Here is an 18772-nt window from a genome sequence, read left to right as displayed (position 1 = left end):
GTGTTACTAAGTGGTAAAACGTTTTATAAAGGGACAATTTATAGCGTTTGATAAATTTATAACGTCTTGTCTTTTGATATGTCGTTTTATTGAATTAATTTGAAAAAGTAGGATACCCATATGAGCACCCTGACCACGAATCCGAGCGATGTAAAGTTCACCCCTTATGAGCCTGCCAAAGACGAAGAGTATATGTCTGATGAGCAATTGGCACATTTTAAGGCCATGTTATTAGATTGGAAGCACCAACTGATTGGCGAAGCGGATCGTACTAAGACTTATATCCAAGATGAGTCCAGCGCCATGCCAGATATTAATGATCGCGCCACTCAAGAAGAAGAGTTTGCCCTGACCTTGCGTACGCGTGACCGTGAACGTAAGCTGATTCGCAAAATCGACAAATCTATCGCCGAAATTGAAAACGATGATTACGGATTTTGTGAAACTTGTGGCGTAGAGATTGGTTTACGTCGCCTTGAAGCGCGTCCAACCGCAACGCAGTGCATTGACTGCAAAACTTTGTCTGAGATTAAAGAGCGTCAAAACCAAGGTGCTTAAATCCAGCAAGTTTAAAAGTCATTCATAATTGAAATATAAAAACGAGCGACCATTTATTGGTCGCTCGTTGCGTTTTATAGCGTTGTTATTCAACGAATAGCCCTTACTTATTGACACGTTACCAACAAAATAGGCATATTTGCTAAATATCTTTTTTTCATCAATTTCCTTATTCTATCTATTTCTCTTTTCGATAAGTGTCTATTTTGAAAACATCTTCTACTTCTATGGCAAATACGCCTATGAACCTTTCTCTTTCCCAACCTATTGGCCGTTTTGCCCCATCACCCACTGGTGAGCTGCATCTTGGCTCATTAACGACGGCGCTCGCCAGCTTTTGTCATATCAAATCCATTGGTGGTAAGTGGCTATTGCGTATCGAAGATACTGATACTGAACGCTGTGATGGACAGTTTACTGAGCAGATTTTGATAGATTTAGAGGTACTTGGGCTGCACTGGGATGGCGATGTTATCTACCAATCTGAGCGCATTGATATTTATAATGACTACTTATCTTCTAATCTGTATCCGCTCACTTATGGCTGTCAATGCTCACGTAAAAGTCTTGAGCGTTACTGGGAGCGAAAGGCAATAGGAGAAAGTACTGACCCGCAGCAGGCTAACCAAAAACTTTTGAACAGACAACGCTATCCGCGCTGTTGTCTAAATGCAGGTTTTAATAAAGAGCAAAATAAGCTACGTATACAGCTGCCAAACTATCGCATGGGCTTTAAAGATGGTATTCAAGGCGTGCAATGGGATAATCCGCAGCAAACCCTAGGAGATATGGTGGTGCGTCGCCAAGATGGCATGATTAATTATATTTTGGCTGCCAGTCTCGATGATGGCTTGCAAGGCGTCACACATATTATGCGCGGTTTAGATATTTTACCCATGACCACCGCACAAATCAGCATCATGCATGCCGCACGCTTACCGGCTATCGATCATTGGTATCATTTGCCGTTAATATGCAGTCCTGACGGTCAAAAACTCTCTAAACAAAATCTTGCTCAGCCCATTGATACCCGCAATCCAAGCAAGCTAATCGCGCATGCTTTAAAGCTATTGCAGCAGCCTGTCGTCGATAGTGATACCCCGACAAATATGCTTAAACAAGCGATAGCACAATGGGATAACTCACCGCTACAAAACATGCAGTCTTTAAATATGCCTAGCATCTAATAAAACAGGTCTAACCATCAATGGAAAAAGCGCCGCTACTAGCGACGCTTTTTTATAGTTAATAATTGGAATGACTTAAAAAATCTAATCATTAAATGGCTTAGTAATAACGACACTGGCTCTTTTCAATCTCAGGGCTTTCTTTATAAATCTTTAGTAGCACCGCCACCATTACCAAGCTAATCAACATCGATGAGCCGCCATAACTAAAAAATGGCATGGTCAAACCTTTGGTCGGAATCGCCCCCATATTCATCGCCGCATTAATAATCGTCTGCGCAATAAATACCACCGCGATACCGAAAGCGGTATAACTCATCCGCATCTGGCGACGTTTAAGCGCGTTATAACTGATGCGCATCGCACTACCGATAATGAGCGCCTCAAGTATCAAGATCATCGTGACCCCAACGAAGCCCAACTCTTCACCCGTAATTGCTAATAGGAAATCCGTATGTGCCTCTGGTAAATGCGACAGTTTCTGTACGCTTTCACCATAACCAACACCGGTAAACTGCCCACGACCAAAAGCAATTAAGCTGCGTGCTAGCTGATAATCGGTATCTTGCACATCATCAAAAGGGTCCAAAAACGACATCACCCGTACAAGTCGATACTGGACGGTCGCCACCATTAATACGGCTCCGCCAACGGCGACGGCGCCGAGCGCAATAAACTGCTTATAGGGCGCTCCGGCAATATAAAATATCGCAAAGACAGTGCCGATTATAACCACAAACGAACCGAAATCTGGCTGTGCTAATAATAGAACGGTAATTAACCCGACTACTATCGCAATGCGTAAAAAGCCATCCCAGCCATTACGCACCTCAAATGAGCGCCGTACCACAAAGTCTGAGACAAATATAATCATCACCAATTTAGCAAGCTCTGCGACCTGAAAGTTAAAGCCACCGAGCGTTAGCCAACGCTTCGAGCCGTTAATAGGCGTACTAAACAAAGTAGCAAATAACAAAAGCCCAGTAATTGCTAACAGCATAAACTGGGTTTCAGTTCTATAAAGTCTTTTTAGAGATACTGCTTTGTAAGATATACCGGCGATAAACAGACCGATAGCCATATACAAAAGCTGATTATAAAAGAAATGCAATTCGCTCATGCCGCGACTAAGCGCAAAAGGAATAGAAGCGGAAGCCACCATCAATAAGCTAAGCACCAGCATACAGCCGACACTCGATAATAAAGTTGCGCGCGCTGATGGCATGGACAGAACGCCATCTGAGCCCGTGGCTCGTGGCGATTGAGGGGTCGAACGAAAAAGAGAAGAGAGCGCCATAATTTTATATACACTAGAAAACGAAAAACACGGCGTCTATAAAACGCCACCGTTTAAAAAATATGAAATAGATTTTATCTAGCAAGATAATAGCAAACCGCTAGCAGGTAACAAACCACGACTTATTAGCGGTTTATAACGTCAATTTTAAGGACCGATATGGCAACATATTTCGGGTTGCTGCTTAGTTCTTCACTTTATCCGTTACTTGATTTGTCGTATGCCCCACTGCTTATATTTGACAGTAGCAGCAATTTATAAGCAAAACAATCATTTATCAAAAAACGCCTGCCATTTTTACCACGCTACACGAAACAGTATAAAAGCTGATAGTCATACTATCTAGCGACAAGCTCTTTTATAACCAGTTATCTCACGACCAACTATCTGATGACACACTATCTTGTGAAGCATTATTTAAAAAACACTGCCTTGTGAAACAGTGCGTCAAGAAACACTGCGTCAAGAAACTTTGTCTAATCGCTTAACCAGTTGGCTAAAATGCTCGCCACGGGCAGCAAAACCACTAAACTGGTCGAAGCTAGCGCAAGCGGGCGATAAAAGCACCGCTTGTACTTGCGATAGGCTGCTTTCTGTGACTTGCTTAATCATCGAAAAAGCGCCTTCTAACGTCTGGCATTGATGTAATGAAACATCATCATCACGGATGCCTGCTGCGCGTAGATGCTGCTCAATCTGTTGGCTGTCTTCGCCAATAAACAGCACTTGGCTGACGTACTGATTGATAAATGGCGTCAATTCACCAAATTGCTGACCTTTACCCTGCCCACCTAAGATTAATAATAGCTTGCCATCTTTAGGTGCATATACTGCCCCCAAACCTTCGACAGCGGCCATGGTTGAGCCAATGTTCGTACCTTTAGAATCATTAAAATAATCAATCCCATCGACTGTAGCGACATATTCGCAGCGATGCTCAAGCCCTGTAAATGCCTGCAAGGTGTTAAGCATACTATCAAGTGGTAAACCGGCAAGCTCACCCAATGCCAAAGCCGCTTGCGCATTGAGCAAATTATGACGACCTTTGATGCGCAGTTTATCCGCCGATAGCAAACGTTCTGTCCCGCGTGCAAGATACGTCTGCCCTTCTGAGTCGGTAATAAGCCCATACTGACCTTTATTAGGGGCATGAATACCCGTGCTCAATCTTGGCAAATTATCTGCCACCAGCGGGCGCGTCAAGGCATCTTCGCGGTTGATAACCACTGATTTGGCACCTTGAAAAATGCGATGTTTGGCTTGATGATAACCAAGCATATCGCCATGACGGTCTAAGTGGTCAGGTGACATATTTAGCACCGTTGCCACTTGCGCGCCTAAATTGGTCACTGTCTCTAATTGGAAACTCGATAGCTCGATAACGGCCAACTCCATCTCGCTATTAGACAGTAAAGTCAGTGCTGGCACGCCAATATTGCCGCCCACGCCAACATTCACCCCTGCATCTGCTGCCATTTGTCCAACCAATGTGGTGACGGTGCTTTTAGCATTAGAGCCAGTAATGGCAATAATAGGTACGCGGCATGCTTCACAAAATAGCTGAATGTCGCTGACAACTGGAATATTTGCCGCTTTAGCCGCGGCAACTGCTGATGTCTTCAATGAGATGCCTGGACTGATGATAATTCGAGCCGCTTGTTGCAATAACTCCGCATCTATCGCCCCGAATTGACGAATCTCAACAGCAGCAGGTAACTGGTCTGCTAAAGACGGGCTCACTTGATTATCAGTCACAGCGACTTGGTAGCCTTGCTCGGTCAAATAATGCGCCACCGACAGTCCTGACTGTCCCAAACCGACCACGACTTGTAAACCACTGCCTTTATGAAGTAAGGCTTCTTTTGCGGTGCTGGCGGTCATATCTATTCCTTCTATCTATTGGACAAACAAAATTGTGTCAAGCAACTCGACTTTAATAAACAGCTTTTATAAGCAATTTTTATAAAAAACTTGCCTATAAGTTTAGCTCTATGAATACGTGCTATATAGTCTGAATAAGACGTTTTAGATGAACAGCATCATAAAGCCATTACTCGGATTTCGGTACTGATTTTTTGAGGCTTTGTGTTATTATGCGCCTGTTTTTATATTGAGTCGCTAATGCTATAATAGCTGCCTTAATAGTAACTGCTATCGCAAATAGCTATTTTGACCAAGTATGCAATCTAGCATTTTAGTTTAGCATGTTGTCACACGTATCGGGATATTGTCATCTTCCTTCAGCAACGATTCGTCTGTTGATAATGGTATGACAGACAATTACTGCCCTAGATTATGGCGTTTTGTCTGACAGATTTGTTATCTTCTTCTACCGCAATAGGCCATCGCGGACACTTATTCATCATTTTAAAGACTGTCATCATAGTGATTATGGGTGATGGCATTTGCGATACCGTTATAAAGGTCAATAAATAGTTGGTCTCTATACAATCATTTTATCGCTAAGCATTATTGCTGAGTTAGAAATGATTGTTTTTTTTGCCTCTAACCCTATGCAGTTTACTTATGACATCTTTTTTTGGCAGTTTGCGTGAAGAGTGGTTTTCTAATATCCGCGGTGATACGTTGTCAGGTTTGGTCGTCGCACTGGCCTTGATTCCAGAAGCGATTGCCTTTTCTATTATCGCTGGTGTCGACCCAAAAGTCGGTTTGTATGCATCGTTTTGTATCGCTGTGGTGATCAGTTTTGTCGGTGGGCGTCCGGGTATGATTTCAGCGGCAACCGGTGCAATGGCACTGGTTATGGTTGACTTGGTCGCCGAGCACGGTTTGCAATATTTGCTTGCCGCCACTCTATTATGCGGCGGTATCCAAATTATCATGGGCATTCTAAAGCTCGGTAACTTGATGCGCTTTGTGTCGCGCTCGGTGGTCATTGGTTTTGTCAATGCGCTGGCGATTTTGATATTTGTCGCCCAGTTGCCTGAGCTTAACCCGATGACTGAGCGCGTCGGTATGACAGTTTATATCATGACCGCTGCTGGGTTAGCGATTATCTACTTGTTTCCACTGATTCCCAAAATCGGTCGCGTGATTCCGTCACCGCTGATTTGTATCGTTGGCTTGACCGCGGTCGCCATGTATATGAATCTTGATATTCGTAACGTCGGTAGCATGGGCGCTTTACCAGATTCTTTACCAGTATTTTTATTGCCTGATATTCCGCTCAATTTGAATACCTTATTGATTATCGCCCCTTATTCCATCGCGCTTGCCATTGTAGGCCTATTAGAATCGATGATGACCGCGACCATTGTCGATGAATTGACCGACACACCAAGTGATAAAAATAAAGAATGCCGTGGTCAAGGTATTGCTAACGTGGTGTCAGGATTCTTTGGTGGTATGGCAGGTTGCGCGATGATTGGACAGTCAATGATTAACGTCAAATCTGGCGGTCGTACGCGTTTATCAACGCTCATCGCCGGCGTGGTGCTGCTTATCATGGTGGTATTCTTAAGTGATTGGGTCAGCCTGATACCGATGGCCGCACTGGTAGCAGTGATGATTATGGTTTCTATCGGTACCTTTAACTGGCAGTCTATTCGTGAATTTAAAACCCATCCGCTGTCCTTTAATATCGTTATGCTGGCGACAGTTTTGACCACCGTCTTTACGCATAACCTAGCGTATGGTGTCGGCGTTGGGGTGTTGTTATCTGCCTTAGCATTTGCCAATAAAATCGGGCAATTTTTAACTGTTTTTAGCGAATATGATGATAGCAGCAATACCCGCTATTATTATGTACAAGGACAGGTGTTCTTTGCTTCAACGACGCAGTTTTTGCAGAGTTTTGATACCAAAGAAGCTTTGGATAGCGTACAAATCGACGTCAGCCAAGCCCATTTTTGGGATGTGAGCGCCGTTGATACTTTGGACAAACTGGTCATGCGCTTGCAACGCGAAGGTATTGACGTCAAAGTGGTCGGACTGAACAGCGCCAGCCGTACCCTTATCGATCGTTTTTCGATTCATGATCGCCGAGATATTGGGCTCTTAGATTAAGTAAAACTGCATTAGTGTTATCAAGCTGAGATAAGCGCTTAGTTTATTCATCAGCAATTATATTGGTATATAAAATCAGGCTCGCTGGTTAAAGGAATGACTTTAATCAGCGGGCCTGCGTTTTTATTATTGAGATATGTGGTGCCTTTATGAGTAATTTGAAGCCAGATAGTGTGATTGCTTGCTTGGATTGTCCCAATCATGTGCAAGCGGTATTGGATGCCAGTATGTGGGCATCTGCTCGTCTGCAAGCACCTATTGGTCTGCTCCATTCCGTACCAAGTTTACAACAAAAAGCCGCCGTCGATTATTCCGGCTGCCTAAATATTGATGATGAAAATGCCTTGCTCGATCAATTTACGGCAAAAGAACACTCGAGTAATAGCGAGCTAAAGGCCCAAGGTAAGCTGCTACTACACCAAGCGACCACTTACTGTGAGCAGCAACCCCATAAGTTTAAAACCTATACCTTGCATCGGCATGAAAGTCTGAGCGATAGCATTGATTACGTCGATGACAAGGCTCAATTGATTGTCATCGGTCATCATGTCACCTGTAAATCAACCTTAAGCCAGCTTATCCGCTTAAGTCACTGCCCCATTTTGGTGACTCATGCACCATTTTTGCCCCCAACCACGGCATTGTTTGCCTTTGATAATAGCCCAACCTCGCATAAACTGCTAAATTGGCTCTGCAAAACACCACTCGTTCGTGCTTTGACAATACACATTGTCATGGTTGCCAAAGAAAATCCAGAAAACTGCGATGCGTTACGTGAAGCGTATGCGCGCCTCAAACAAGCGGGCATCAAATGTAAAAAAGCCTTGCTAGATTGCCGCGATGTGACTGCTGCCCTAAATTACTACCAAAGCAAAAACGATATTGGTATGCTGATGACCGGTGCTTTTGGGCAGCCGCGTTTGCTTGAATTACTAAAAGGTAGCGAGACCAAAAAACTACTTGGCAGCACTAAAACCCCGTATTTACTCTTCCCCAAGGCATAATCAAACATAACACTCCTCCTTCATTTGACTGTAGAAGCTTAATGTTAAGCGTGATTTATCGCGCTTTTAATATTCCATTTCGCATAAACCTCTACGACTTCCTCCTGTTATACCTGCCCTTTTCTCTGCCATCATCTTTTAGCAAATCATCACATGAAATAAAGTGATAGCCTACCTAAGTGCTTAAAAAGTTGGTTATAATAAAGTGTTCGTTCACTCAACGTTAAAGGTTAATTTCCCTAACTTGTATCAATAAATGTGCTATTTATCGTTATGATATAAGCGCTATTCGTTGTCATTTTTATGAGTGTTTTTGAGCGCCTGTGTGCAAACCTACCTACCCCCTTGAGTAGATTTGGCACAGTTCTTGAAGCACTGTCCGTAAGCATGACAATAGTACGCGGCAGCAAACTGCCTCTATTAACCTGCGACATCACCCATATAAGGATTTTTTTATGAAGCTAATCACTGCGATCTTAAAACCGTTTAAGCTCGATGATGTGCGTGAAGCGCTTTCTGACATCGGTGTGAAAGGTGTCACCGTCACCGAGGTCAAAGGTTTCGGTCGTCAAAAAGGTCATACCGAGCTCTATCGCGGCGCCGAGTACGTGGTGGACTTTTTACCTAAAGTAAAAGTCGAAGTGGCAGTGATGGATGAGATGGTCGAACCTGCTATCGAAGCCATTACGCGTATCGCAAGTACTGGCAAAATCGGTGACGGCAAGATATTTGTGACTAATCTTGAGCAAGTCATTCGTATTCGTACGGGTGAGACAGGTCCTGATGCTATTTAATACTTAAGCGCCAGACCACCTATAAACACTGAGTTATAGGTCATCTCGATTTCTATATTTGCATATATTCAAGGGGGAATTAACATGCAAAATCAAATCTTTGAGCTCCAGTACGCGCTAGATACGTTTTACTTTTTAATGTGTGGGGCGCTAGTCATGTGGATGGCCGCCGGCTTTACCATGTTAGAAGCAGGGCTGGTACGCTCAAAAAATACCGTCGAAATCCTTACCAAAAATATCGCCCTCTTTGCAACTGCGTGTACCATGTATATGATATGCGGTTATGCCATTATGTACGATGGCACTCTGTTTTTGAGCGGTATTGCAGGCACTGAAACCTTAGTAGCAGATGCATTAGCGACCTCAGCTGAAAATGGCTTTGCTGGCGACGCGGTATATTCGACCGCCTCTGATTTTTTCTTTCAAGTGGTTTTCGTCGCCACCTGCATGTCAATCGTTTCAGGTGCAGTGGCTGAACGCATGAAGTTATGGTCTTTTTTACTGTTTGCCGTTGTCATGACTGGGTTTATTTATCCATTAGAAGGCAGCTGGACTTGGGGCGGTAAAGAAGTATTTGGTTTATATAGTTTGGGCGACTTGGGCTTCTCAGATTTTGCTGGCTCAGGTATTGTCCATATGGCTGGAGCCGCTGCCGCGCTATCGGGTGTCTTGCTCTTAGGGGCGCGTAAAGGTAAATACGGTCCAAATGGTGAGATACGCGCTATTCCGGGGGCCAACTTACCCTTGGCCGCGCTTGGTACGCTTATCTTATGGATGGGCTGGTTTGGGTTTAACGGTGGTTCCGTACTCAAGCTTAGCGATATCGTTAGCGCCAATGCAGTTGCGGTGGTGTTTTTAAATACCAATGCCGCTGCTGCAGGTGGTGCCATCGGCGCACTTATCATCGCGCGTATTATATTTGGTAAGGCAGATTTGACCATGCTCTTAAATGGTGCACTAGCAGGTCTTGTCGCTATCACTGCAGAACCCTCTACACCGTCGGCGCTTCAGGCAACGCTATTTGGGATAATGGCAGGTGTCATCGTCGTATTATCTATCTTAATATTAGATAAAATCAAGATTGACGATCCAGTAGGGGCTATTTCGGTGCATGGCGTGGCCGGCTTATTCGGTATACTACTAGTTCCTCTAACAAATCCAGCTGCTACTTTGATCGGGCAGATGGTTGGTGCTGCAACCATCTTTACTTGGGTGTTTATCAGTAGCCTGATTGTATGGAGTGTTATTAAAGTGGTGATTGGTCTGCGTATCTCTGAAGAAGAAGAATACCAAGGAGCAGATATAGCCGAATGCGGTATGGAAGCTTATCCAGAATTTATAAGGTAAGATTACTATGTACGATGGTTTTATTGAGGTTCATTTTATCCACAATAAGACCATCATTAATAAAATTAGGATTGATAAAAGCGTATTGATAAAGCACGCACCAATAGAATCGTTATTAATAAAAACGCTAGCATTAAAAATCCCGCATAACCTTTTGGTCATGCGGGATTCTTTATTTCTTATTCTTTATTTCTTATTCTTTATAAAGCTTAATCTACGTTAACAACCAAGCTTAATAAAGCAGAATTATATCAGCTTATTTCTTTTTCCACGTTTGGCTACGTGAGAATGGACCGATATAACCTTTTAGTTTTAAAGTGCTGCCACTTAGGTTAGCAGTCATGCGATAGTCTTTATTCTTTTCAGGGTCAGTAATCGTACCGCCACTGTATTTACCACCACCGTCAGCTTTCAGACCAGAGATGATCGTCATGCCAACATGCTTTTTACCTTTTTCTGAAGTCGTACTGATAAGCTTACCAGTTAGGACGCCGTTAGATTCAGTGATTTTAACCACGCCTTTTGGCTGGCCTTCATCAAAAGTCTGCCAAGTAGTGTTGTGTAATGGGTCAGCGGCGAATGCCATGCTTGCTAAACTGATACCAGCAACTGCTAAAGTGGTTTTTGCGAATAATTTCATAAATTGACTCCCTTCATTCAATGATTACTAGAAACGTTATGTTTCTGATGTCCTACGCTTATCCTTTTATCAACAATCTTCTATTGTAAGCTTGAGGTTCTATCCTAAGTTTCAGTTAGTAACCTGCATTAGTATTTAATTAATGCTCAGCCTTATATAAAAAACCTGATCGACATAAGCGATGTCTTGACTCATTATAAGCAATTTTTAGAATTTGCCTAGTAATTTTTTTATAGTTTATTATTTCTCTAAAACCAAAAGCATATCAAACAGTTACAGGAACGGATTGTCTATAATTTTATCTGATTGGTCATCTTTTTCTTTTGACTTATCCTCAGTATTACTATACTGACTGCGGTTTTCAAATGCCAGCATAATTTTACTTGTGAGCTCGTGTAGCTGTTGTGCTTGCTCATATCCAACATCATTAAAGACCAGATTAATGTCGCCATAAATAATAATTTTGTCTTCTTGATTTTCGATTACCAAATCTCCAATCTGCATACTTTGGTGATTATTTGCAAATGGATCAATCATTTAGTCCTCCTTTACCTTAACAGGGCATTACACGATCTTTCAATGCTGTGTGGATTTAGTTGCATTTATGCCTGCAATTGTGCCATGAGCCAGTCAATGATTGCTAGGACAAATAGCATCCAAACTGGTTCTTCTGGGGAAGTTTCGGGCAAATCGGAGCTGTCACCTGCCTTTAAAGGCAAATCAAACGCTTGCGCTTTGGTTTGGGCATCAAGTACCGGTAACACATCGATACCAATCTTGCGGGTTAATTCATCAAGACTAATCACTTCTATACGCTCTGATTCATCATTGGGCGCATAATACACGCCTGCTTGGTTGCTTGCTGGTATGTAAACCGCTTTAAAAAAATGGCTGGGTACCAGCACCCGATCGGCCAGCTGTTTGGTTTTTTTACTGGTAAACGCTACCCCTGTAATGGTGTAAACCTCACCGTATTGCTGGGTTAAATAGCGTGTGGCTGACTCAATATTACGCCAAATATAGCGATTATTACGCGGTGATTGCGGCGCAATGTTGGCAAGGCTAAAACTATCGTACTGCTGGCTGCGATTGGCCATATTGCCATTGGGTGCTAAATGCCCACGATCATAACCAGAGCTTGAATAATCAGATAGTTTGGCACGCATAGATTTTGGCAGGCGGCTTTCTTCATGAAAGCTGTCTTCACGGTCAATCTCTTTGGCTTGCTGCAAGCGCTTGCGGTCAAGATATTCTGCTGACCACAGCGGGGTGCGTGAGACGCCTGAGTACATAACGGCAAAACCGTCCATACATAGCGCTTGGATATTATTGCTGAGCTTAGGATTGGTAAATTCAGGGTACACGCCACCATAAAAAGATTGGCTGCATTTACTCAGGTCATCAGCCTGTGCAGACGATAACCCTACTATGAAAATCAATACTGCCATTATGATGTTATTTTTAACCCGTGCTTTATCTTTAAAAAAACTTATCATGCCACTTTCAACCATCTATGCCTACTATTACGTATGCGCTATCCTAGCAGGCAGTTAGCAATAAAGAAAGATGCGGCGCAGGCCGTGACATTTTAAATGCTATCCGCTATACTTAGGCAGCCAAAAATCTTGGTCTTGCAAAAAACGGTGAAGTGGGTGAGTGGCTGAAACCGCACGCCTGGAAAGTGTGTATACGTTCATAGCGTATCGAGGGTTCGAATCCCTCCTTCACCGCCAATCTTAGTTAATCCATATCTGCCTGAACATCCTCTATAAATACCTCCTTAAAGTTTTCTACATAAAGCTTACTGCTTATATTTGTCATGCCTTATATTCATAGATTGAGCAATCGCTCCTTATTTCAAACATACCTTCAAAATAATTGAAGAATTAATAACTTACCGTTCATCCTACTAAAAGCGTCATTCATCTGTTCTTAATGGATTCGCTAATACCCCTATGTGACAATGTGTTTATTAAGTAACAAAAACTATTTAAACATTTAGAGGTATACCATGCAATTTAATAAATCACTATTGACCGCTACTTTACTTGCTGCTGTTAGTTTGACTGCTGTTTCCGCTAACGCTGCTGGCACGGCTACTGGAAACTTTGATGTTAAAATAAAAATTGTTTCGGCTTGTACTGTAGATGCCGCCACAGGCGCACAAGATATTAATTTCGGTGAAGTAGCCGCTGGTACTGCTATAACCCAAACTTCTCTTCAATCCAAAACTTCAGCCACCGCTTTATCAGTAAAATGTTCAAAAGGTGCGCCATATGTTATTAATTTAACCCCTTCAAGTAAGAAAACTGATGGTACAGGAATAATGACACGTACTTCAGCACCTACAGATACTATAAATTATCAGTTATCATCTACAACTGGAACTTATACTGCTTGGGGTAACACGGGATCCCTTGGTGCAACTGGTAATGGTGTTGGAGGCACAGGTACAGGAGTAACTAAAGTTATTAATCATCCTGTCTATGCTACTGTTACTGGTTCTACAGACGTTACAGTAGGTGACTATGCTGATACCGTTAATGTATCTGTAATTTACTAACATCTATGACAAATTCATTGCTAAGCCGTATTGCTAAATATACTTTCATTGCTGGACTATTTGTATCTTCAAGCTTTGCTGCAGCGAGCGGCCTCCAGGTCTCCCCTATTTCCCTAAGCTTACAAGCCAAAGAACATGCCAGTGGACTGACGCTAAGTAATACTGGTGACAATGCGGTACATGCGCAGGTACGTGTGTACCAATGGTCGCAGAATGAAAAAGGCGATCAGCTCACCACATCTCGAGGATTATTGGCTAGTCCGCCAATGATTGAACTGCAGCCGGGTGAAAAGCAACTTATTCGGGTCATCCGTGCATCTGCTCCACCAAGTGGTGCCGGAGCCGTGGAAGCCAGCTATCGCCTATCAATTGACGAGATACCGATTAAATCTGCTGAACAAAAGGCAGGATTGCAGTTTGCACTAAGCTACTCTTTACCTGTATTTGTAAATCCTGTTGGTATCACCGAGACCAGTCCGAAACTGCATTGGAATTATCGCTTGCAACCAGATGGTAAACAGATAGAATTAAGCGTCAAAAATAGTGGTAATGGTCATGCTCAACTGGCTGGTCTAAGCCTTATAGACTCTACTGGCAATGATATGGATATCCATCAGGGATTATTAGGCTATGTATTACCAGGCGCTACCATGCAATGGACACTGAAAATACCACCTTCTACACTAAAGACAGGCGGTAAATTCAAGGTAATGATTAATGGAACTCAAACGACACAAGACGTTAATCTGGACACTTCCACTCACTAGAGTACTTTTACTACAAAGTGTATGGATATCTAGCAGCTACGCCGTCGATCTGAGTAATCTTGACTCTACCGACAATGCCGATGCTCGCCTAGCTCAGCTTAATCTCGCCAGCAACCCTACTGAAAACATGGACGGTATCGATCTGTATTTGGATGTTACTCTCAATGGTAGCAGTGTTGGTCTAACTCATTTTAAGTATGATAAAAATCAACTCTGGGCGAGTATCGATACTCTTAAACAGCTCGGCTTTATTTTACCGCAAAATATCACTGATCCTGTTAAACTAAGCAGCTTAACAGGCGTGAAAATCAATTATAACGCGCGTCAGCAAACGGTCAGTATTATTGCACCGCTAAATATGCTCAATCTCTCTATAACCGTCGTTAATACTCACGATACTAGACGTCCACAACCTACCGCCTCACCTGGTATTCTCTTAAACTATAACCTTTATGGCTCAAGGTCAGAGAATAACTCAACCAATTTAAGTGCTTTTACTGAAGTGCGCGCCTTTAATACTAATGGTGTTTTAAGCTCGACTGCGCTTACAACCAGTAATCATGTAGCAAATAACGATAATAGCAATCAAGATTGGAATAATCGTACTGTGCGATTAGATACCAGTTGGAGCAAATCATTCCCTGATAAGCTTGTGACCCTGCGTGCTGGAGATATTCTCACAGAGGCGTTGTCGTGGACACGCTCTACACGCTTGGGTGGTCTACAAATTGGTAGCAATTTTAATTTGCAACCCTATATGACCACTACTCCACTTCCTTCATTCTTTGGTTCTGCAACGCTGCCTTCCGCGGTAGAGCTGTATGTAAATGGTCTAAAGCAATATAGTGGTGATGTGCCGGCTGGTCCGTTTGAGCTCAATACCACTCCTAGTATTAGTGGAACAGGTAATGCTCAACTGGTATTGACCGATGCATTAGGTCAAAGCTCTACCGTTAACTTCTCTCTATATGATACTCATAGATTGCTACAGCCTGGTCTGGCTGACTGGTCTATAGAGCTTGGTACCGTACGTGAAAACTATGGTATAAAATCCTTCGATTACGGCAGCGATATCGCCGTCAGTGGTACTTTACGTTATGGGGTAAACAATCGTTTTACTGCAGAAACTCATGCCGAAGCGACCAAAGATCTCGCTAATGCAGGCATTGGTGGGACATGGGTATTAGGTGGACCTGGTGGGGTTTTATTTGCTTCATTAGCTGGTAGCAACAGTGAAAATAAAAATGGTGCCCAATACAGCGCGAGCTATTCGTGGAATAGCAACCGCTATAACTTCGGTATCAATACCCTTGGCACTGAAGGCGACTATCGTGACGTAGCTACTCAATATGGTTCGACACCTATTCGTCATAGCTATCAACTCTCTACAGGTTATGGCACCCAGTCTTTAGGCAGCTTCGGCGTGAGTTATAATGAGGTAGATTATAACGAGCAAGAAACGGCAAAATTTGCCAGCGCTTATTGGAGCAAGTCATTAGGTCGGCGCTTAAGTATCAACGCTAACTACAATCATGACCTGAATAACTCTGATAATAATAGTGCCACCATCGGAGCGTCCTTTTCATTCGACCGTAATATCTCAGTAAATAGTAGTTTACAGCACAGTAATACACAAAATATCATGGTAGCTGATATTTCTCAATCCGCTCCAAGTATTGGTGGATTAGGTTGGCGTGCACAGGCCCAACACAGTATCGATAAAGGTGATAGCGACGATGATACTCGTGGTGTGGCTGAGCTAAATTATCTTGGTCGTTACGGTCAAGTACAGGCGGGCCTCAGCAGCAACCAAGATAGTTACTCTACTTATGCCAGTGGCACAGGTTCGCTAGTAATGATGGGCGGCGGATTATTTGCGGCGCGTCAGATCAACGATGGCTTTGCCGTCGTATCTACTGATGGCATCGCCGACGTTCCAGTATTACTACAGAACAATGTCATCGGTACCACCAATCGTCGTGGCTTATTGCTGATATCGCCGCTCAACGCTTATCAAGATAATAAGATTGGTATCGATCCTATGGATTTGCCTGCTGACTTGCGTATCGACCAAGTAAGTATGAGTGCCACACCAACTGACCGCGCTGGTACTCTGGTAGCATTTGGCATTACACAAGCACGCTCTGCTTCTGTTATTTTGACAGACGGCGAAAATAAACCGATAGAGATTGGCAGTCAAGTACGGTTGATTAATAAGAAGGATGCGCCGTCAGCTATCGTCGGGTTCGATGGCGAAGTATATTTAGATACGCTTGATGAGCATAATGCATTAGAAGTCACTACTCCATCTGGTGATATTTGCAAAGTCAGTTTTGATTATCAAAAGCAAGGCGACGGCATTCCACTACTAGGGCCATTCATCTGTCATAAGGTACCATAATGAAAATAAATATATTCCAATGGCATTACAGTCCTTTGTTAATATTAGGTACATTATTTTTGTATTCAAGCAATGTGAATGCTTACCCTTTATCACTTGTTGACTGCGATGCAAGCATACTTACCAACCCTATTAATATCAGCAATACCATTACCTCAGCCAACGTTGGCAGTGCGAAAATTAATGCTACATTACAGTATAAGTGTAGGAGTCAAATCGTTGGTGGTTATGTCTCAGTTTGTCTTGCAGCTAATGGTGGCAATGATAACTCCACTGACATTAATCCTCGTTATATGATGAATCGTACTAATAATAATTCAACCTTACCATTCATTATAATTTTGCCAGAAGGTAAAGTTTGGGGAACAGGAACCAATGGTGGTTCGGAATATCAAGCACCTCAATTATACGTTCCAGGGTTATTTGGCGGCAGTCGATCAGGTAGTGTGCCTATTAATGTATCTCTAATACCAAATACAGACGGCACTTTACCCACAGCTGGGCTTTATAGCACTGTATTTAGTGGATTATCAGCGACACTTACTTTTGACGCGGATACAAATCAAAGTGATGCTAATTGTCTAACGGATCGTAGAGAAAAAAAGCCAATTGAAACTTTTACCGTCCAAGCTACCGTGATCAATAGTTGTGAAATCACTACTACGAACGATGTCAACTTAGGTAGCCATCCAGCAAGTAATACAAATATCCTTGGTAGCAGAAGTAATGCTATTGGCGTAACCTGTACAAAAAACGCACCCTATACGATCGGTCTAGCACCGTCCAACGGTAACCGAGATGGATCGGGGGTTATGAGTGTTACTGGTAATAATGATGATAAAGTTCCCTACCAATTACGTTCAGCACCAGGCCTTAATGGTACGAAATGGGATAATAACGGTGTTACCAAAACTGGTAGCGGAGCAGAACAATTAGAAAGTGTATACGTTACTGTACCTAGCGCTGATTTTAAGCCAGATACATACTCTGATACAGTTACTATTAAAGTTAATTACTAATAAAAGCCTAAAATAGCCTTTATTCATAAATCAAAACTTAGATATGAGTATTCATTAGCTTGACAATAGAAGATGTATTTCTATTAACTAATAAAGTTAATTTTTATGATTTATCTCACATAATCCACTCTTTAATAAAATCGAGTGCAAATTTGTCTTTATTATAATGGTTTAGACAATACAGCTATTAGAAATAAACCTTTAAAACCTATTCTTAAACGCTAGGCAATTTAGGCAACCAAAACACCAATGCCAATAGCGTGGCTAATAATACCGGCGGCATTATCAGCAGTCCGACCTTCATATATTGTCTCCAGCTTATCTTATAGTCTTTTTCTGCCAATACGTGTAACCACAATCACGTCGCCAAACTACCGATAGGCGTGAATTTTGGTCCCAAGTCATTCCTAAGTAAATCAACATTGGGCAAATCAGCATTCACAGAGGCACTATTACCATCACGTTTACTATCAAGATAGTCTTCTGCTGCTAGCGCTCTAGTGTCTTTAAACTTTGATATGTTTAACGATTTCCCCGTTCTCTTTAGTAAAGCTACTGACTGGATTTTCCAGTAACTCAAACGCCCGCTCTGCCGGTCGACATAGCGCCGCGCCTTTATTGGTAACAACAATAGGACGATTGATTAAAATAGGGTGCGCTATCATGGCATCAATCAACTGCGCATCACTCAATACTGGATTGTCTAAGTTAAGCTCAGTATAGATGTTCTCTTTACTGCGTATTAGCTCGCGCGGCGTGATGTGCATCAATCCTAATAGCTCAACTAAGTATTCACGAGACGGCGGTGTTTTTAGGTATTCGATCACTTCTGGCGTTTCACCTGATGCTTGCATAATGGCAAGTGTATTACGAGAGGTGCCGCATTTTGGATTATGAAAAATCATTGGCGTCATAAGGTTTTTCTCTTAATGTTAAAGGGATCGGATTTGGTACGGATTGATATCACCAAACAGCCATGCAATTAAAAAAACGTTTGATTAAATAAACAAAGCAATATTCGATTCAATAAAAATTAAACACTAGCATATTTATCTAGACATAATAAAAGCAAAACTATGGCAAAAAAATTACTCATTATAGCGCGAGTTGGATTGGTGGTGGTTGGTGTGGTTATCATGGTTGATTGTGCCGTGTTAATGACAGTCGGC

General features: G+C 42.5%; 17 protein-coding genes and 1 tRNA gene. 11 read left to right on the top strand and 7 right to left on the bottom strand.

Annotation, left to right across the window (positions count from 1 at the left end):
- The first annotated feature begins 120 nt into the window (after positions 1-120).
- Entirely contained in the window at positions 121-558 is a 438-nt protein-coding gene (gene dksA / locus AC2FA3_RS12140; RefSeq protein ID WP_201545900.1) for an RNA polymerase-binding protein DksA, read from the top strand.
- A 206-nt stretch (positions 559-764) separates the two neighbouring features.
- Complete coding sequence (gluQRS, locus tag AC2FA3_RS12135; RefSeq protein ID WP_490509802.1) at positions 765-1745, top strand: tRNA glutamyl-Q(34) synthetase GluQRS; 981 nt, start codon at positions 765-767, stop codon at positions 1743-1745.
- A gap of 100 nt (positions 1746-1845) precedes the next feature.
- Here the strand turns inward: gluQRS and ftsW are convergent, their stop codons facing one another.
- A complete protein-coding gene (ftsW, locus tag AC2FA3_RS12130; protein WP_490509801.1) occupies positions 1846-3042 on the bottom strand; it encodes a putative lipid II flippase FtsW in 1197 nt (398 codons plus the stop codon).
- A gap of 462 nt (positions 3043-3504) precedes the next feature.
- The gene (murD, locus tag AC2FA3_RS12125; protein ID WP_490509800.1) at positions 3505-4923 is read right to left on the bottom strand and encodes a UDP-N-acetylmuramoyl-L-alanine--D-glutamate ligase; all 1419 of its coding nucleotides are present in this window, start codon (positions 4921-4923) and stop codon (positions 3505-3507) included.
- A gap of 645 nt (positions 4924-5568) precedes the next feature.
- Here murD and AC2FA3_RS12120 point away from each other — a divergent pair.
- From AC2FA3_RS12120 to AC2FA3_RS12105, 4 genes are all read left to right on the top strand, one after another.
- The gene (locus AC2FA3_RS12120) at positions 5569-7068 is read left to right on the top strand and encodes a SulP family inorganic anion transporter (RefSeq protein WP_490509799.1); all 1500 of its coding nucleotides are present in this window, start codon (positions 5569-5571) and stop codon (positions 7066-7068) included.
- Positions 7069-7217: 149 nt separating this feature from the next.
- Positions 7218-8072 carry a hypothetical protein gene (locus tag AC2FA3_RS12115; RefSeq protein WP_490509797.1) on the top strand — a complete coding sequence of 285 codons (855 nt, stop codon included), beginning with the start codon at positions 7218-7220 and terminating at the stop codon, positions 8070-8072.
- 455 nt (positions 8073-8527) lie between these two features.
- Positions 8528-8866, top strand: a complete 339-nt coding sequence (locus AC2FA3_RS12110; protein WP_011514651.1) for a P-II family nitrogen regulator — start codon at positions 8528-8530, stop codon at positions 8864-8866.
- Positions 8867-8950: 84 nt separating this feature from the next.
- Positions 8951-10213 (top strand): ammonium transporter, encoded by a 1263-nt coding sequence (locus AC2FA3_RS12105; protein WP_490509796.1) that lies wholly within the window; start codon positions 8951-8953, stop codon positions 10211-10213.
- Between the two features lie 256 nt (positions 10214-10469).
- On the opposite strand, the gene AC2FA3_RS12100 is transcribed toward AC2FA3_RS12105, so the two are convergent.
- The 3 genes from AC2FA3_RS12100 to AC2FA3_RS12090 all read right to left on the bottom strand — a co-directional run bounded on the left by AC2FA3_RS12100 (position 10470) and on the right by AC2FA3_RS12090 (position 12349).
- The gene (locus tag AC2FA3_RS12100) at positions 10470-10853 is read right to left on the bottom strand and encodes a DUF2147 domain-containing protein (RefSeq protein ID WP_201545882.1); all 384 of its coding nucleotides are present in this window, start codon (positions 10851-10853) and stop codon (positions 10470-10472) included.
- Positions 10854-11126: 273 nt separating this feature from the next.
- Positions 11127-11390 (bottom strand): hypothetical protein, encoded by a 264-nt coding sequence (locus AC2FA3_RS12095; protein ID WP_490509795.1) that lies wholly within the window; start codon positions 11388-11390, stop codon positions 11127-11129.
- A 65-nt stretch (positions 11391-11455) separates the two neighbouring features.
- Positions 11456-12349 (bottom strand): DNA/RNA non-specific endonuclease, encoded by an 894-nt coding sequence (locus AC2FA3_RS12090; protein ID WP_490509794.1) that lies wholly within the window; start codon positions 12347-12349, stop codon positions 11456-11458.
- Between the two features lie 146 nt (positions 12350-12495).
- Between AC2FA3_RS12090 and AC2FA3_RS12085 the strand changes: the two genes are divergently transcribed.
- The 5 genes from AC2FA3_RS12085 to AC2FA3_RS12065 all read left to right on the top strand — a co-directional run bounded on the left by AC2FA3_RS12085 (position 12496) and on the right by AC2FA3_RS12065 (position 17603).
- Positions 12496-12586, top strand: a tRNA-Ser gene (locus AC2FA3_RS12085).
- 278 nt (positions 12587-12864) lie between these two features.
- Positions 12865-13416: a Csu type fimbrial protein gene (locus tag AC2FA3_RS12080; RefSeq protein ID WP_490509793.1), complete on the top strand. Its 552-nt coding sequence runs from the start codon at positions 12865-12867 to the stop codon at positions 13414-13416.
- A 5-nt stretch (positions 13417-13421) separates the two neighbouring features.
- Positions 13422-14183: a fimbrial biogenesis chaperone gene (locus AC2FA3_RS12075; protein WP_490509792.1), complete on the top strand. Its 762-nt coding sequence runs from the start codon at positions 13422-13424 to the stop codon at positions 14181-14183.
- Positions 14134-16584 carry a fimbria/pilus outer membrane usher protein gene (locus AC2FA3_RS12070; protein WP_490509791.1) on the top strand — a complete coding sequence of 817 codons (2451 nt, stop codon included), beginning with the start codon at positions 14134-14136 and terminating at the stop codon, positions 16582-16584. Before AC2FA3_RS12075 ends, AC2FA3_RS12070 begins: the two co-directional genes overlap by 50 nt.
- A complete protein-coding gene (locus tag AC2FA3_RS12065; protein WP_490509790.1) occupies positions 16584-17603 on the top strand; it encodes a Csu type fimbrial protein in 1020 nt (339 codons plus the stop codon). The genes AC2FA3_RS12070 and AC2FA3_RS12065 overlap by 1 nt, the downstream gene beginning before the upstream one ends.
- Before the next feature lie 214 nt (positions 17604-17817).
- On the opposite strand, the gene AC2FA3_RS12060 is transcribed toward AC2FA3_RS12065, so the two are convergent.
- Both AC2FA3_RS12060 and arsC read right to left on the bottom strand, forming a co-directional pair.
- Entirely contained in the window at positions 17818-17961 is a 144-nt protein-coding gene (locus AC2FA3_RS12060) for an ArsB/NhaD family transporter (protein ID WP_490509789.1), read from the bottom strand.
- Between the two features lie 148 nt (positions 17962-18109).
- The gene (arsC, locus tag AC2FA3_RS12055) at positions 18110-18517 is read right to left on the bottom strand and encodes an arsenate reductase (glutaredoxin) (RefSeq protein ID WP_490509788.1); all 408 of its coding nucleotides are present in this window, start codon (positions 18515-18517) and stop codon (positions 18110-18112) included.
- Positions 18518-18772 lie beyond the last annotated feature (255 nt).

The sequence above is a fragment of the Janibacter sp. CoH_79_TC_3 genome, from assembly GCF_058197955.1.
The sequence above is the reverse complement of the archived record's forward strand: the minus strand, read 5'-3'. Positions and strand labels throughout refer to the sequence as shown.

Coding starts and splice junctions, on each gene's coding strand:
- murD (WP_490509800.1), bottom strand. CDS start 4,923: ATGACCGCCAGCACCGCAAAAGAAGCCTTACTTCATAAAGGCAGTGGT.
- AC2FA3_RS12120 (WP_490509799.1), top strand. CDS start 5,569: ATGACATCTTTTTTTGGCAGTTTGCGTGAAGAGTGGTTTTCTAATATC.
- AC2FA3_RS12115 (WP_490509797.1), top strand. CDS start 7,218: ATGAGTAATTTGAAGCCAGATAGTGTGATTGCTTGCTTGGATTGTCCC.
- AC2FA3_RS12070 (WP_490509791.1), top strand. CDS start 14,134: ATGGAACTCAAACGACACAAGACGTTAATCTGGACACTTCCACTCACT.
- ftsW (WP_490509801.1), bottom strand. CDS start 3,042: ATGGCGCTCTCTTCTCTTTTTCGTTCGACCCCTCAATCGCCACGAGCC.
- AC2FA3_RS12100 (WP_201545882.1), bottom strand. CDS start 10,853: ATGAAATTATTCGCAAAAACCACTTTAGCAGTTGCTGGTATCAGTTTA.
- AC2FA3_RS12075 (WP_490509792.1), top strand. CDS start 13,422: ATGACAAATTCATTGCTAAGCCGTATTGCTAAATATACTTTCATTGCT.
- AC2FA3_RS12090 (WP_490509794.1), bottom strand. CDS start 12,349: ATGATAAGTTTTTTTAAAGATAAAGCACGGGTTAAAAATAACATCATA.
- AC2FA3_RS12105 (WP_490509796.1), top strand. CDS start 8,951: ATGCAAAATCAAATCTTTGAGCTCCAGTACGCGCTAGATACGTTTTAC.
- AC2FA3_RS12095 (WP_490509795.1), bottom strand. CDS start 11,390: ATGATTGATCCATTTGCAAATAATCACCAAAGTATGCAGATTGGAGAT.
- AC2FA3_RS12080 (WP_490509793.1), top strand. CDS start 12,865: ATGCAATTTAATAAATCACTATTGACCGCTACTTTACTTGCTGCTGTT.
- dksA (WP_201545900.1), top strand. CDS start 121: ATGAGCACCCTGACCACGAATCCGAGCGATGTAAAGTTCACCCCTTAT.
- AC2FA3_RS12065 (WP_490509790.1), top strand. CDS start 16,584: ATGAAAATAAATATATTCCAATGGCATTACAGTCCTTTGTTAATATTA.
- AC2FA3_RS12110 (WP_011514651.1), top strand. CDS start 8,528: ATGAAGCTAATCACTGCGATCTTAAAACCGTTTAAGCTCGATGATGTG.
- arsC (WP_490509788.1), bottom strand. CDS start 18,517: ATGACGCCAATGATTTTTCATAATCCAAAATGCGGCACCTCTCGTAAT.